Raw genomic sequence first — 14,708 nt, 5'->3', positions numbered from 1 at the left:
ACGATGACCTTTGATTCGTTCGACATCAAATCCCTGATCCGCCCCGTCATCGACTTCCCCAAGCCTGGGGTGATCTTCCGTGATATCACGCCGCTGTTCCAATCGCCCCGCGCCCTGCGCCTGGTGGCCGACAGCTTTGCCCATCGCTACGTCGAAGCCGACTTCACCCATATCGGCGCGATGGACGCCCGGGGCTTCCTGATCGGTTCGATCATCGCCTACCAATTGAACAAACCGCTGATCCTGTTCCGCAAACAGGGCAAGCTGCCGGCCGACGTGCTGGCCGAGGGTTACCAGACCGAGTACGGCGAAGCCTTCCTGGAAGTGCACGCCGACAGCCTGTGCGAGGGCGATTCGGTGCTGATGTTCGATGACCTGATCGCCACGGGCGGCACCTTGATTGCGGCCGCGAACCTGGTGCGGCGCATGGGGGCGAAGATCTTTGAAGCCGCCGCGATCATTGATCTGCCGGAGCTGGGTGGGTCGCAGCGCTTGGAGGATATGGGCATCCCGACCTTCTGCCTGACGCAGTTTGGGCTGACTGAAAAATAACGGTGGCCTGAACCGGCCTCATCGCAGGCAAGTCGAATCGTCGCACCGCAGCTCCCACATTTTGAATGCATTCACACGTCAAAATGTGGGAGCTGCGGTGCGACGATTCGACTTGCCTGCGATAGCGCCCGACAGAACACTGGAGATTAAAGGCCCATCTGCTTGGCGATGATTTCATTCATCACCTCTCGCGTGCCGCCACCAATCGACAAGATACGGTTGTCGCGGTAAAGCCGCTCCACCAGGCTACCGCGCATGTAGCCCTGGCCGCCGAGTATCTGCACGGCATCGTAGGTGACGCGGTCGGCGGTGTCGGTGGCCAGGTTCTTGGCCATGGAAATTTCCTTGATCACACTTTTGCCGGCCGCCATCTTCGCCGCCTGGCGGTAGGTGAACTCGCGGGAGACTTCCACCGCCGTGGCCATTTCCGCCAGGCGATGCTTGAGCACCTGGAATTTGCCGATGGGTTTGCCAAACGCCTCGCGCTGGGCGGCCCAGGCCAGGCTTTCTTCCAGCGCCAGTTGCGCGGTCATGTTGGCCATCAAGGCCAGGGCCAGGCGCTCGCTCTGGAAGTTGCCCATGATGCAGGCAAACCCCAGGTTCTCGGTGCCGATCAGATTGCCCACAGGCACGCAGCAATCGTCAAAGAACAATTCGGCCGTGTCCGACGCCCACCAGCCCATTTTCTTCAGGGGCGTGCCGACGGTGAAACCCGGCGTGTCCTTTTCGATGAGCAACAGACTGATGCCGCCGAACCCCGGGCCGCCTGTGCGCACGGCTACTGTATAGAAATCGGCACGAATGCCACTGGTGATAAAGGTTTTGCTGCCGCTGACACGGTAATGCTCGCCGTCGCGCACGGCGCGGGTTTGCAGGTTGGCCACATCGGAGCCGCCACCGGGCTCGGTAACGGCCAGGGCGATGATCTTTTCGCCAGCCAGCACCAAAGGCGCCACACGTTTGCGCACCTCCGGCCGGGCCCATTTGACGACGGGCGGCAGGCCGATATCCAACGAACCAAGCCCGGCCACCACGCCGCCTGAGCCGCAGCGCATCAACGCTTCGCTGGCCGCGACCTTGGCAAACAGGTCGCCTTCATGGCTGCCGCCCAGGGCTTCGGGGTAGCCAATGCCGAGGATGCCCGCCGCGCCAGCCTTGAGGTACAGCTCGCGGGGGAAGCTCTCCGCCTCCTCCCAGTCGTCGATACCCGGCAACAGCTCGCGCTCGACAAAACGGCGCACGCTGTCGCGGACCAATTGGTGGCTGGGGTCGAAGTAATCCTGATAGGCAGACATCGGCAAGCTCCACGCAGAGGGTGGAGCGAACTTACCAAGCGCTTGCTTGGTTATCAAGCCAGATGCAAATTTCACCGGCAACACAAAATAAATGTGGGAGCTGGCTTGCCTGCGATACAGGCACCGAGGTGTGTCAGGTACACCTCGGCGATGTTATCGCAGGCAAGCCAGCTCCCACATTTTGATCTGTGTCGCTCCTTAGAGGGCGATGGGTTTGCGGCCGGCGAAGGAATGCGCCAGGGTGCCGCCGTCTACCAACTCCAGCTCGCCACCCAGCGGTACGCCGTGGGCGATGCGCGAGGTGATCAGGCCTTTGTTGGTCAACAGTTGCGCGATGTAATGCGCGGTCGCTTCACCTTCCACGGTGGGGTTGGTGGCCAGGATCACCTCGGTAAAGGTGCCCTGCTCTTCAATACGTGCCACCAGTTGCGGAATGCCGATGGCTTCCGGCCCCAGGCCGTCCAGCGGCGACAGGTGGCCCTTGAGCACAAAGTAACGTCCGCGATAACCGGTCTGCTCCACGGCGTACACGTCCATCGGCCCTTCCACCACGCACAGCAACGTGTCGTCGCGGCGTGGGTCGGCACACTGCGGGCAGAGTTCTTCTTCGGTGAGGGTGCGGCACTGGCGACAGTGGCCAACCCCCTCCATGGCCTGGCTCAGGGCCTGGGCCAACCGAGCGCCGCCACTGCGGTCGCGCTCCAGCAGTTGCAGCGCCATGCGCTGTGCAGTTTTCTGGCCCACGCCCGGCAGAATGCGCAGGGCGTCGATCAGTTGGCGAATCAGGGGGCTGAAGCTCATGGGCGAAAGGTCCGACAAAACAACGAGACGCGGTTTATACCCGCGCCCCGGATTAGCGTCAAATGGTCAATCCTGTGCGACCCGCACCACCAACTTGCCGAAGTTGCGCCCTTCGAGCAAACCGATAAAGGCTTCAGGCGCCTGCTCCAGGCCGTCGACCACGTCCTCGCGGAACTTGATTTTGCCGTCACGTACCCAGGGCGCCATCGCACTGAGGAACTCGGGCTGGCGATCGCCGTAGTCGTCGAACACGATAAAGCCCTGGATGCGCACGCGCTTGGTCAGCAAGGTGCGTTGCAGTGCCGGCAACCGGTCAGGGCCGCTGGGTGGCTGGTGGGCGTTGTAACCCGCGATCAGGCCGCACAACGGGATACGTGCCTTGGGGTTGAGCAAGGGCACCACCGCATCGAAGACCTTGCCGCCGACGTTCTCAAAGTAGATGTCCACGCCTTTGAAGCACGCCAGGGCCAGTTCATTGGCAAAGTCTGCACTCTTGTGGTCGATGCAGGCATCGAAACCCAACTCCTCCACCACATAGCGGCACTTGTCAGCGCCCCCTGCGATCCCCACCACGCGCAAGCCCTTGAGCTTGGCCACTTGGCCGACCACCGACCCCACGGCACCGGACGCAGCCGCCACCACCAGGGTTTCCCCGGCCTTGGGCTGGCCGATGTCCATCAGGCCCATGTAGGCGGTCATGCCTGGCATGCCCAGCACGCCCAACGCCATGGAGGGGCTGGCCAAACCCTTGGGCACCGGAATCAGGTTGCGGCCGTCGGAAATACTGTGGCTTTGCCAGCCGGTGGAGCCGACCACCAGGTCGCCCACTTCGAATTTGGGATTACGTGATTGTTCGATACGGCTGACAGCTCCGCCGGTCATCACCTCGTCGATTTCCACCGGCGCGGCGTAGGACGGCGCGTCACTCATGCGCCCGCGCATGTAGGGATCGAGGGACAGGTACAGCGTCTTCAGCAAGACCTGGCCGTCTGCCAGTTCGGGCAACGCCACCCGTTCCAGGCGGAAGTTTTCCGGGGTGGGGGCGCCCTGAGGGCGAGAGACCAGCACGATGCGCTGGTTCAGAGTCAGTTCTTGAGGCATCAGGAGGCTCCTTGATCGAATCCATCGGTACAGGGTGCAGACCATGGTCGAGGGGCTGGGGTTCGATTGGATCGGCACAAACAAAAATGCCAGGCACAAGGCCTGGCATTGGAGTCTAGCTAAAGCTCGCCGATCAGAACGGCAGCTTCATGCCCGGTGGCAGTTGCATGCCAGCGGTCACGCCGCCCATTTTTTCCTGGCTGTTGGCTTCGATCTTGCGCACCGCGTCGTTCACGGCAGCGGCGAACAGCGCTTCGAGCATTTCCAGGTCATCTTCGCCCACACCCGGCAATACGCTTGGGTCGATGCTCACGCGCTTGATGTCGTGACGACCGGTCATCACCACGCTGACCATATCGCCACCGGCTTTACCGGTGACTTCGGCGTTGGCCAGTTCTTCCTGCATCTTGGCCATTTTTTCCTGCATCTGCTGCGCCTGCTTCATCAGGCCGGCCATGCCACCTTTCATCATGGGAATCACCTCAAAGTACGTGGATCAAGTTAGTAGCCCGGTGTCAGGATGCCTGGGGCACCGGGGCATCGACAGGTTCAATTGTATCGTGACGAACGACCGCACCGAACTGTTGCATCATCTGCTGGATGAGCGGGTCGGCGTGGATCGAGCTTTCGGCGTCACGCTGGCGGTTGATACGCCGACGGGTCGCGGCCTGGGCCGGGGTTTCCTGCTCGGGCTTGATCAGCTCGATGGCGATGGTCAGTGTGCGCTCATGGTACTGGTTCAGTGCGTCATTCAGGCGACGTTGCTGGGTGGCGTTGAACAGGGCGCTGTGGGCCGGGTCCAGGTGCAGCAGCCAGTGGTCGCCATCGATGGAAATCAGAGTGCAGTTGGCGGCGATGCTGCCGGTCATGCCCGAGATCGGCAATTTCGGGAACAGCTCCAGCCACTGCAGGGCCAGGCCGGTGGCCGGGGCCGCCGCAGGCTCCACTTCGGGTTCCGGCGCAGGCTCGGCGGTGTGTTCGCTGGCCAGGTCGTCCAGGTAGCTGTAGGCCGAATCCATGTCCGGCTCGATGTAATCTTCGTCCAGCGGCGGTTCATCGTCGAGGTCGATACCGGGCGTGGCCGCATCAACCTGGGCGACCGTCGGTTCGGGAACCGGCGCAGACACCCACTCCGGCGCGTCCGGCACCACGCTGTCCGGTGTCGGCGTGGGCATTGGTGTCAGTTCGGGCTGCTCACCGATGGTTTCCAGCACGGGCTCCACGGCAGGCTGTAGCTCGACTTCGGCTTCGACTTCCACCGGATCGTTCCACGGCAGGTCGACAACGGGCTCGGGCTCGATGACCGGCTCAGGTTCGGGCTGCGGTTCAACCACCGGCGCAACTGGCGCAGGCGCAGCAACCACTGGCGCGACGACTGCCGCGCCAGCCACTGGTTTGGCGGAATCAACTGTGGCCTGGCTGATCCCCACTGGCTTTAGCGGCTGTCTCGGCGCGTCTGCCGAGTCGGCGGGCCGGAAGGCCAGCATCCGCAGCAGGACCATTTCAAAGCCACCGCGCGGGTCCGGTGCCAGGGGCAGGTCACGGCGACCGATCAGGCCCATCTGGTAGTAGAACTGCACATCTTCGGCCGGCAACGCCTGGGCCAGGGCCAACACGCGATCGCGGTCGCCGTGGCCGTTGTCGACACCCTCAGGCAGGGCCTGGGCGATGGCGACACGGTGCAGCACATTGAGAATTTCAGACAGTACGCCGTTCCAGTCCGGGCCTTGCTCCGACAGGTGACGCACCGCTTCGAGCAACGCCTTGGCGTCACCCTCGATCAGCGCATGCAGCACGTCGAACACCTGGCCGTGGTCCAGGGTGCCGAGCATGGCGCGCACATCGGCGGCCATGACCTTGCCTTCACCAAAGGCAATGGCCTGGTCGGTGAGGCTCATGGCATCCCGCATCGAACCATCGGCGGCGCGACCGAGCAGCCACAGTGCGTCGTCTTCGAACGGTACGTTCTCGACACCCAGCACGTGGGTCAGGTGCTCGACCACCCGCTCGGGGGTCATGTTCTTCAGGGAGAACTGCAGGCACCGCGACAAGATCGTTGCAGGAAGTTTCTGCGGGTCGGTGGTGGCCAGGATGAATTTGACGTAGGGCGGCGGCTCTTCCAGGGTTTTCAACAGGGCGTTGAAGGAATGGCTGGACAGCATGTGCACTTCGTCGATCAGGTAGACCTTGAAGCGGCCACGGCTCGGAGCGTACTGCACGTTGTCGAGCAGCTCGCGGGTGTCTTCAACCTTGGTGCGGCTCGCGGCGTCGATCTCGATCAGGTCGACAAAGCGCCCTTCGTCGATTTCCCGGCACACCGAGCAGGTGCCGCACGGCGTGGAAGTGATACCGGTTTCACAGTTCAGGCATTTAGCAATGATGCGCGCAATGGTGGTCTTGCCCACGCCGCGCGTGCCGGTGAACAGGTAGGCGTGGTGCAGCCGCTGGCTGTCCAAGGCATTGATCAGAGCCTTGAGCACATGGGTCTGGCCGACCATTTCGCGGAACGAGCGCGGACGCCATTTACGTGCAAGAACCTGATAACTCATCGAAAACCGTCGCAACTGGGGAGCAGAAGCCGGTAATGCTAGCGGAGCAGGGGGGAAATTGCATCCGGCACGCTCGCCTAATCTGACTAAGCTCTCCTGACTGGCCCCACAAAGGCCTGAACCCGGAGAGTCTATGCGCGTAGTCCTGGGCGCTTTATGGATGATGTCCCTCGCCAGCCTCGCGGCCCCCGCGCCGTTGCGCTTCTCGGTTTCCGACAGCTGGGCGATGCCCATGGCACAAGTGGAGGACGACCAGCCCACCCAGGGCATCCTGTATGACCTGATGCTCAGCCTGGCCACCCAGGTCGGGCGCCCGGCCGAGTTCCACGTGCTGGCCCGGGCGCGCATCGCAGGCGCCATGGAACACGGCGACATCGATGTGCGCTGTTATGTCGCCCAGGCCTGGGTCGACAACCTGTCGGGCGACTTCACCTGGAGCGTGCCGCTGATGGTGCAGCGCAACGTGCTGGTGAGCCGCCACGCCACGCCGCCATTGGTACAGGTCGACAAGCTCGCGCCGCAGTCAATCGGCACGGTGCTCAACTACCGCTACGCCGCCCTCGCCCCGCTGTTCGCCAGCGGCCAACTGACCCGCGACGATTCGCGCAGCGAAGACCTGGTCCTGCACAAGCTGGTGGCCGGGCGTTTTACCTACGCGGTGATCAATGAGTGGATCCTGGACCGTTTCAACCTGGGCCTGGCGCCAGGCCATCGCTTGCACAAGGTCGCGATCATTGAGGAGCAAAGCCTGGGCTGCATCGTACGCAACGACCCCGGCGTGCCGGTGCAGCGAATCCTGCGCACACTGTTGCGCATGAAGATGTCGGGCGAGATTGACGACATCATCCAACTCTATACCGGAGAAAATCCGCCGCCCCTGCCGACTCCTGACAAAAACTGACAGTCCGGGCTTTTAGACTGGGCCCCGCTAACCGCCCACTCTCAAGGAACTTGAATGAACACCATCGCCCATTACTTCCTGCTGTACGTCGACAGCCCGGCCACCAGCGCCAACTTCTACAGCCGCTTGCTGGACAAGCCACCGGTGGAGTTGAACCCGACGTTCGCCCTGTTCATTCTCGACAATGGCGTAAAACTCGGGCTGTGGTCGCGGCACACGGTTGAACCGGCGGCCCAGCACACGGGCGGCGGCGGTGAAGTCGGCTTCTCCCTGCCCGACAAGGCCGCCATCGATGCCCTGCACGACCAGTGGGTTGAGCGCGGCGCAACCATCATTCAATCACCGACCACCCTGGACTTCGGCTACACCTTTGTCGCCCAGGACCTCGACGGCCACCGGTTGCGTGCGTTCTGCCTGAGCGATTGATCGCCAGCGCCCTTCCAGGCTGATGGCCGCCACGCTCGCCAGCACGATCACACCGCCAAGCACCACCTGCATGGCAATGTGCTCACCCAGCAGCGTCGCGGCCATTGTCATGGCCACGGGCGGGATCAGGTACATCGCCACCGAAGCGCGGCTGACCTCAACATGCTTGAGCACATACCCCCAGGCCAGGTATGCCAGGGCGCTGGGGAAAATCCCGAGCACCAGCACCGCCAGGTTCTCCGGCAACGGTGCCTGCACCACGGCGGCCGACAGCCCCGGCAGGTTCACGCAGAGCATCAGCGTGCCCGCCCACACCATGTAGCACGCCATGGTCAGCGGGCTGTAGCGGTGGGCGTAATGCTTCTGGATGGCGAAGTACACACTCCACGAAAGCGCCGCCAGCAGTATCAGCAGGCCACGCGGGTCGATGTCGCCCACGCCCTGATCGCCCCAGATCACCACCAGCACGCCCAGCAGGCCGAGCAGCACGCAGCCCCAGCGCCAGAGACTCACCCGTTCCTTCAAGCAGAAAAACGCAATCAACACGCTGAACAGCGGCGCCGATTGCGCCAGCACGCTGGACGCCGCCGCCGTCACGAATTGCTGCCCGTAGTTAAGGCTGGTGTGATGCAGGAACACCCCGAAAAAACTCAGTACCAGCAGCCACGGCACGTCCCGCAGGCGCGGCCGACCGATGCCCATCAGCAGCGCCACGCCGCCCATGAATACCGATGCGATCAGAAACCGCAGCAACGCCAATTGGCCCGGGCTGTAGCTGTGCAAGCCCATGTGCACACCAATAGGTGAATACGCCCAACAGAGGATGACGCTGGCGATGACTAGCGTAAGCTTTACGGGTGACGGGGTATTCATCGACGGCGTCCGGCAACAGGAAGGAATGCCGTCAGTCTTGGCCCGGGCAAGGCGCAGGACAATTAACCGTTTCTGACTTCTGAAATCACTGGAACTGAGCAATGGAACTGGCCCAACTGAAAATGGTGCGAGCCGTGGCGCAAACCGGCAGCGTGGCCCAGGCCGCCCTGCAACTGCACTGCGTGCCGTCCAACATCACCACGCGTATCAAGCAGCTGGAAAGCGAGTTGGGCACGCCACTGTTTATCCGCGCCGGACGCGGCTTGGCGATCAGTGCGGCCGGCGAGATCTTCCTGGACTATTGCGAGCGCATCCTGGCGCTGGTGGACGAGTCCAAGCGTGCCGTCGATGCCAATGCCATTCCTCGGGGCACCCTGCGCATCGGCGCCGTCGAGTCCAGCGCCAGCGGCCGTTTGCCACCGCTGTTGGCGGAGTACCACCGGCGCTACCCCGACGTGACCCTCGAACTGGTGACCGGCGCATGGGCGCAACTGCTGGACGACCTGCAACACCACCGCATCGACGTGGCGCTGGTAGCCTCCGGGGGCAAACGCGCAAAGCTCGAACACAGCGTGGTCTACAGCGAGCGCCTGGTGCTGATCGCCAGCGCGTCCAGCGCACCGATTCACAGCGCCGCCGACCTGGCCGAGCGCACCCTGCTCGTCTGGCCAGCCGGCTGCCCCTATCGCGCCGCGTTGGAAAACTGGGTCAAGCCCCACGACTTCAAGCCGAGCATCGCCAGCTATGCCAGTTGGGGCACCATCATTGGTTGCGTGAGTGCAGGGATCGGCGTGGCGCTGGCGCCGGAAGGCATCCTGGCGCGCTACGAGCAGGCCAACCAATTGGCTTCTTATCGGTTCGACGAACTGCAAGCCGTGGACAACCTGCTGTTCTGGCACAAGGACACCCAACGGCACTTGGCACGGGACGCATTTGCCGGGCTGTTGCGGGAGACTTTCGGCTAACCCGTAACATGATGTTTCAGGTATCCTCCCGCGCAATTAATTCAAATTGTAAGGGACTACCATGAATTACTTCCGCCTGCTAATGGTGGCGGCCGCCTTGAGCCTGCCTGTCGCACCCGCTTTTGCTGCCACCCCGCCCGCCCCTGTCGAAGCCAGTGCCCCTGCCGAAACGGCCGAGCACTTTCTTGCGTCGCTCAAGCAGAAGACCGGCACCATCACCCTGCCAAGCGGCATTGCCACCCTCAAGCTCAACGACAACTTCTACTACCTCGACCCGTCCGACACCGAACGCTTGCTGACCGATGGCTGGGGCAACCCGCCGGGCTTCAAGACACTCGGCATGATCGTGCCCAAGGCCGTCAGCCCGCTCTCGGAACGCGGCTGGGGCGTGATCGTCAGCTACAAGAATGACGGGCACATTTCTGACGAAGATGCGGCAAAAATCGACTACGCCGACCTGCTCAAGTCGATGCAGGAAGAAGACGAAGCCGACAACAAGGAACGCCGTAAACAAGGCTACGCCGGCCTGCACCTGCTGGGCTGGGCCGAGCCGCCGCGCTACGACGACACCACCCACAAGATGTATTGGGCTCGCGAGCTGAAAGCCGACGACGCGCAACAGAACACCCTCAACTACAGCATCCGCGTCCTGGGCCGTGAAGGCGTCCTGGAACTCAACGCCGTCGCCGCCATGGCCGACCTGCCGACCATCAAGCAGGAACTGCCTCAAGTGCTGGCCTTCACCAACTTCACCGACGGCAACCTGTACACCGACTTCAACCCGAAAACCGACAAGCTGGCCGCTTATGGCTTGGCGGCCCTGGTCGCGGGCGGTATCGCGGCCAAGGCCGGGCTGTTCGCCAAGATCGGCATCTTCCTGCTGGCGGCGAAGAAGTTTCTGGTGATCGGCGTCGTGGCATTGCTTGCCTTCGTTCGCAAGCTGTTCAATCGCAACAAGGCCTGATTACGGGCACAAAAAAACGCCGTAATGTGCATGGCGCATTGCGGCGTTTTTTTATGGGCTCAGTTCTTCGCGACGGGCGCCGCCAGGCGACGGTATTGATCCGAGCTGATCCAGCCGGTGAACGAACGGTCGTCCGCGTTGATGAACTCGACCTGGGCCCAGCCATCCTTGAACGCCAGCACACCGACGACATCATTCTTGACGATATACGGGCGCTTGGCGGCTTTGACGCCGGGGTTCTTCAGCAGGTAAGCCTTGTCGGCAGACACCGTCACCAGGCCGATCCATTTTTTGTTGGCGGTCTGGGTCAGCTCCAGGCCAGTGGCGATCTCGGGCATCAGCACATTGATGCAACCGGGGTGCTGGCGGCCCTGCTCCACGGTCAGGGTCACGCCGTCGGATGAGGCGGCGACCTTGCCGGGATAGGCTTGATCGAGCCAAGTGGTCAGTGCCGCAGGCTTGCCTTGCAGGTAGAACGCGCAACCGCGGGTAACGCCCTCGCCCAGGGTTTCGGCGTAGTAACCTTCAACCTGATGGTCTGGCGTCACCGCCAGCATCAGCCCTTCATACTTGCCCGAATGCAACGGGGCGCTGCCCGCCAACGCAGGCATTGCGGCACACAACGACAACACACCCATCGCCAGAAAACGGATCATCTTATTTCTTCCCTTCAAGTTTTTCGTAGGCTTGTTTCATCAGGACGTCGTAGTTGCCGTAGTCCTCGCCGTTATAGTTGTAGGCCATACCCGTGAAGTCCTTGGACTTCATCGCCTTCATCAACGCCGGGCTCTTGCTGCAAAAACCGAGGAAGGCTTTTAGTTGATTGCCGGCATTCACTTTTAGTGCGGCGGCAAACTCAAACACGGTCTTGTAACCGCAAGAACCATAGTTGAAGCCCATGATCTGGAACATGCCCCAGGACGCCGACATCAACGCCGCTTCCTGGTCCAGGGCAAAAGCAGTGGCCATGGTTTCCCACGCCTTGACCTGATCCTTGTTGTTGACCTGCCACTGCGGCCCGGCCTTTTTCTTGTAGGGGTAGGACAGCAACGGGTGCGCCTGGTCGTAGATGTGCTTGGTGTACTTGCGGAACAAGTGCCCTTCAAACGCGATCACCGGCAACTTGGCCGGACCAAACCCCGAACGCCCGCCGGACTCGACGGTGGCAAACGCCTTGACGATATTCACCGAGATGCCATTGCCCAACTGCGTGGCGGCGTTCTGAAAGTCGGCTTCGCTCAGGGTCATGCCGCCGTCGCACGTGGGCTGCAGCATCAGCTGCCGATTGCGCCGCTCGGCCTCGATCATCGCGCGCATGCGGTCCAGGTACACATTGACCGTGGCCTGCACTGCATCACCCTGGTTCGTCGCGAACACATTCAAGAAGCTGGGAATACGCATGCTCGGAAAGGCTTTAACCGGTACTTTCACCGCTTCTTCGATCAAGCTGTTGAAGGTACGGCCGGTGGGGTCGATCACGCCGTCGGGGTGGGCGTACTTGAGATGACGGAACTGGTATTGGCTGATGCACTGCACCAACTGGCCGTCGCACTTGCCGTTTTCGGCCAGCGGAAACCCCAGCTTGGGAATGATCAAATTGAACAAATACTGGACGCACTGCACATCGGCGGGCAAGTTACGGGCTTTTCCAGGCGCGCCAACCGACGCACTGAGAAGACGGGGCAACCCTTCCAGGCTTTTCATCACAGACATCCTTGTTAGTTAAAGAAGTGATAGCACTTCAATATCAACTTTCAGCCCTTGTCATACTCTGAAACAAGTGGCTGGCGGAAACTAACAAGGTGGTTTGGGGTTGTCCAGAGTGAGTATTAAAACCTGTGAAAGAACCCTCACAGGCAACGCTTTAAAAAGTATCGATTTTAATTAAGCGAGGCTTTCGCCCACTCGTTGCGCTACTGTCACGCTCGCAAGACGCACGCATCTGAAAACATTCAAGGATTGAAATGAAAGCTCCCCTGTTGATCCTGGCGGTCCTGGCCCTGCTGTCCGGCTGCGCTTCTTCTCCCACCCCAGACTTCTCCCGTCCCGCTATCACCCAAACCAAATCGCTGGTGTTTGCCGGCAAGACGTTCGTGCTGAAATTCCAGAAGGATGGCCTGTGGGAATACTTCCCGGAGAACGAAAGCGTCGATGCCTGGACTGAAATGCTCGACTTCACCGTCGTCTCCCGCGACCTGAGCCGCCTGGAACCTCTCGACCTGGGCAAACGTACCGTCCAGCTTCACCAGCTGGAAAACCCGAACATGCCGGCGATCCTGACCACAGACAACCGCACCGGGATCTTGTACCTGATGCTGTTTTACCCCAAGTCCCTCCGTAAGGACGGGGACTTTTCCGAGATCAGCTTCTTCAAGTACTACCGCGACAACGTCACGGGCCAGATCATCATCTTTCACTTCGCCAGGAATATTCCCACGCCGGCTAACCCGGTGGAGAGCACGCAAGAGATGGGCGCGGAACTGGTGCCGACGTTCAAGGCTTTTCCGTTGTATCGGCAGTAATGCCGTTTCGCGGGCAGCAAAAAACCATTCGCAGACAGTGATTGCCAGCAAAGCATCAATAAAAAATAGGATTTGGAAGGGTGTTGCAGGAAGAGCGTTATGGAGGCAACCCCACCAGCCACACCCCGGCACACAATGTTCCCGCTGTGGCTGCTGCCTTCCGGCTCTGACCAGGTTCACGGGTAATCGTTGCGGGGGGACCGATGGGGTCACCATAACGACGCCTGCCTCTCGGCAAGCCGCGCCATTGTACCGATCTCATCGGAAGTTACAACCGTTCGCGGCGGATTAAAAATATTCGATGGTTCAAGCACTTGCCTGCCCCCTGTGGGAGCCGGGCTTGCCCGCGATGGCATCAACGCGAAACCCATGAAACACCGAGTCGCCTGCATCGCGGGCAAGCCCGGCTCCCACACAGAACGATTTAATACGCCTGAACAGCTTCGTCTGCCCGGCCGCCTTCTTCCTGGATGACCAGGTGGATGAAGTGCAACTTGGCGATCACCGGCGGCGGCAGCACGAAGGGGTAGAAATCCGGCTGGCCCATGCTGCGGGACAGTTCGTTGAGCATGCCGGCCAGTTCGATCCAGGCGTTGACGAACGACAGGAACGCCACGCCACCCGGGTGTTCGGGGTCGTAGAGGGTGGTGAGGGGGAACGGCTGGTAGTCCAGGTCCATCTCGCGGGCGCTCATGCCAAACCCCAGGGCGGTGTCGACGGCGTCCATCATGTGCAGGTAGTGGGCCCAGGTTTCGGCCCAGTCTTCCCAGGGGTGCATGGTGGCGTAGGCGCTGACGCAGGTCTGTTGCCAGTCGGGGCGTGGGCCGTTTTGATAGTGATGCTCCAGTGCATCGGCGTAACTGGCGCGTTCGTCGCCGAACAGGGTGCGAAACGATTCGATCCAGTGGGTGTTGGCGATCAGACGATCCCAATAGTAATGGCCAACTTCATGGCGAAAATGCCCTAGCAAGGTGCGGTAAGGCTCGCGCATTTGCACGCGGACTTTTTCCCGATGGGCGTCGTCGGCTTCCTTGATGTCGAGGGTGATCAGGCCGTTGGCATGGCCGGTCATGGGCGCATTGCCTTCCAGGTCGATGCCGACGAAGTCGAACGCCAAACCGTTGTCTTCATCGATGCTCTTGGGCACCACCTGCAAGCCCAGGCTGATCAGTTGCGCCACCAGCCGGCGCTTGGCGGTTTCGACCTTGCGCCAGCGTTCGGGGTTTTCCGGGACCGACAGGTCGGGAATGGTGCGATTGAGGCTGCAGGCCACGCACAACGGCGCGGTGCTGTGGGCAGGAATCAGCCAGTTGCACGCGGCGGGTGTGTCGAGGTTGGCGCAGCGGCGGAAGGCACCGGCGTCGAGGTTATCGTCTTGCAGCCAAGTGCCAGCAACGGGGCCGGGCTGCAAGGACGCCAGCCGGCTTTGTTGCGGCTGATAGCCCAGCAACGCCTGGCAGGCCAGGCATTGGCTGTTGCGAAAGAACAGCGACTGGCCGCACCGGCATTGCCACACCTTGCTGTTGCGCGAGGACCCGGCCACGAACGGTGCAGCGATACGCGAACTGAGTTGCTCGAAGTAACGGAACATGGCGATCTCTCCCTGGAAGACAGAGACTAGATCAATTCCTTCTGAAGATCGTTCCGAAAATAAAACGCACCACCTTTGTAGGAGCACGGGGGGGGGGGGGGGGGGGGGGGGGGGGGGGGGGGGGGGGGGGGGGGGGGGGGGGGGGGGGGGGGGGGATGGGGGGGGGGG

At 61.7% G+C, this 14,708-nt stretch carries 15 protein-coding genes and 1 other RNA gene; 6 read left to right on the top strand and 10 right to left on the bottom strand.

What is annotated here, in order from left to right:
- Window positions 1-3 precede the first annotated feature (3 nt).
- Entirely contained in the window at window positions 4-552 is a 549-nt protein-coding gene (locus AC07OV_RS15445) for an adenine phosphoribosyltransferase (RefSeq protein ID WP_016973177.1), read from the top strand.
- Between the two features lie 146 nt (window positions 553-698).
- Here AC07OV_RS15445 and AC07OV_RS15440 read toward each other — a convergent pair whose 3' ends face one another.
- The 5 genes from AC07OV_RS15440 to dnaX form a co-directional block, all read right to left on the bottom strand.
- A complete protein-coding gene (locus AC07OV_RS15440) occupies window positions 699-1,847 on the bottom strand; it encodes an acyl-CoA dehydrogenase family protein (protein WP_495092512.1) in 1,149 nt (382 codons plus the stop codon).
- A gap of 198 nt (window positions 1,848-2,045) precedes the next feature.
- A complete protein-coding gene (gene recR / locus AC07OV_RS15435) occupies window positions 2,046-2,648 on the bottom strand; it encodes a recombination mediator RecR (RefSeq protein WP_176996300.1) in 603 nt (200 codons plus the stop codon).
- A gap of 66 nt (window positions 2,649-2,714) precedes the next feature.
- Complete coding sequence (gene curA / locus AC07OV_RS15430; RefSeq protein WP_176996301.1) at window positions 2,715-3,749, bottom strand: NADPH-dependent curcumin/dihydrocurcumin reductase; 1,035 nt, start codon at window positions 3,747-3,749, stop codon at window positions 2,715-2,717.
- Between the two features lie 133 nt (window positions 3,750-3,882).
- Window positions 3,883-4,221 carry a YbaB/EbfC family nucleoid-associated protein gene (locus AC07OV_RS15425; protein ID WP_003175481.1) on the bottom strand — a complete coding sequence of 113 codons (339 nt, stop codon included), beginning with the start codon at window positions 4,219-4,221 and terminating at the stop codon, window positions 3,883-3,885.
- Window positions 4,222-4,264: 43 nt separating this feature from the next.
- The gene (dnaX, locus tag AC07OV_RS15420; RefSeq protein ID WP_495092511.1) at window positions 4,265-6,298 is read right to left on the bottom strand and encodes a DNA polymerase III subunit gamma/tau; all 2,034 of its coding nucleotides are present in this window, start codon (window positions 6,296-6,298) and stop codon (window positions 4,265-4,267) included.
- A gap of 133 nt (window positions 6,299-6,431) precedes the next feature.
- On the opposite strand from dnaX, the gene AC07OV_RS15415 reads away from it, so the two are divergent.
- Both AC07OV_RS15415 and AC07OV_RS15410 read left to right on the top strand, forming a co-directional pair.
- On the top strand, window positions 6,432-7,199 hold the full coding sequence (locus AC07OV_RS15415) for a substrate-binding periplasmic protein (RefSeq protein ID WP_495092510.1): 768 nt from the start codon (window positions 6,432-6,434) through the stop codon (window positions 7,197-7,199).
- Window positions 7,200-7,253: 54 nt separating this feature from the next.
- Window positions 7,254-7,625, top strand: a complete 372-nt coding sequence (locus AC07OV_RS15410) for a VOC family protein (RefSeq protein ID WP_176996304.1) — start codon at window positions 7,254-7,256, stop codon at window positions 7,623-7,625.
- On the opposite strand, the gene AC07OV_RS15405 is transcribed toward AC07OV_RS15410, so the two are convergent.
- Window positions 7,539-8,498 carry a DMT family transporter gene (locus tag AC07OV_RS15405; RefSeq protein WP_176996305.1) on the bottom strand — a complete coding sequence of 320 codons (960 nt, stop codon included), beginning with the start codon at window positions 8,496-8,498 and terminating at the stop codon, window positions 7,539-7,541. The two genes, AC07OV_RS15410 and AC07OV_RS15405, sit on opposite strands and share 87 nt — an antisense overlap.
- A 101-nt stretch (window positions 8,499-8,599) precedes the next feature.
- On the opposite strand from AC07OV_RS15405, the gene AC07OV_RS15400 reads away from it, so the two are divergent.
- A complete protein-coding gene (locus AC07OV_RS15400) occupies window positions 8,600-9,463 on the top strand; it encodes a LysR family transcriptional regulator (protein ID WP_176996306.1) in 864 nt (287 codons plus the stop codon).
- A gap of 61 nt (window positions 9,464-9,524) precedes the next feature.
- Entirely contained in the window at window positions 9,525-10,427 is a 903-nt protein-coding gene (locus AC07OV_RS15395) for a DUF2167 domain-containing protein (RefSeq protein ID WP_176996307.1), read from the top strand.
- Window positions 10,428-10,486: 59 nt separating this feature from the next.
- Here AC07OV_RS15395 and AC07OV_RS15390 read toward each other — a convergent pair whose 3' ends face one another.
- Both AC07OV_RS15390 and AC07OV_RS15385 read right to left on the bottom strand, forming a co-directional pair.
- The gene (locus tag AC07OV_RS15390) at window positions 10,487-11,083 is read right to left on the bottom strand and encodes an SH3 domain-containing protein (RefSeq protein ID WP_176996308.1); all 597 of its coding nucleotides are present in this window, start codon (window positions 11,081-11,083) and stop codon (window positions 10,487-10,489) included.
- 1 nt (window position 11,084) lies between these two features.
- Window positions 11,085-12,131 (bottom strand): N-acetylmuramidase family protein, encoded by a 1,047-nt coding sequence (locus AC07OV_RS15385; protein ID WP_495092509.1) that lies wholly within the window; start codon window positions 12,129-12,131, stop codon window positions 11,085-11,087.
- A gap of 260 nt (window positions 12,132-12,391) precedes the next feature.
- Here AC07OV_RS15385 and AC07OV_RS15380 point away from each other — a divergent pair, with 260 nt between their 5' ends.
- Window positions 12,392-12,949 (top strand): HI_0983 family protein, encoded by a 558-nt coding sequence (locus tag AC07OV_RS15380; protein ID WP_495092508.1) that lies wholly within the window; start codon window positions 12,392-12,394, stop codon window positions 12,947-12,949.
- A gap of 109 nt (window positions 12,950-13,058) precedes the next feature.
- On the opposite strand, the gene ffs is transcribed toward AC07OV_RS15380, so the two are convergent.
- Both ffs and AC07OV_RS15370 read right to left on the bottom strand, forming a co-directional pair.
- An RNA gene (gene ffs, locus AC07OV_RS15375) (signal recognition particle sRNA small type) lies at window positions 13,059-13,155 on the bottom strand.
- 218 nt (window positions 13,156-13,373) lie between these two features.
- Window positions 13,374-14,540 (bottom strand): zinc-binding metallopeptidase family protein, encoded by a 1,167-nt coding sequence (locus tag AC07OV_RS15370; RefSeq protein ID WP_495092507.1) that lies wholly within the window; start codon window positions 14,538-14,540, stop codon window positions 13,374-13,376.
- Between the last annotated feature and the right edge of the window lie 168 nt (window positions 14,541-14,708).

Source organism: Pseudomonas sp. GW821-FHT09A09 (assembly GCF_059418405.1).
Note: the sequence above shows the minus strand (reverse complement) of the source record. Positions and strands in the feature narration are given on the sequence as shown.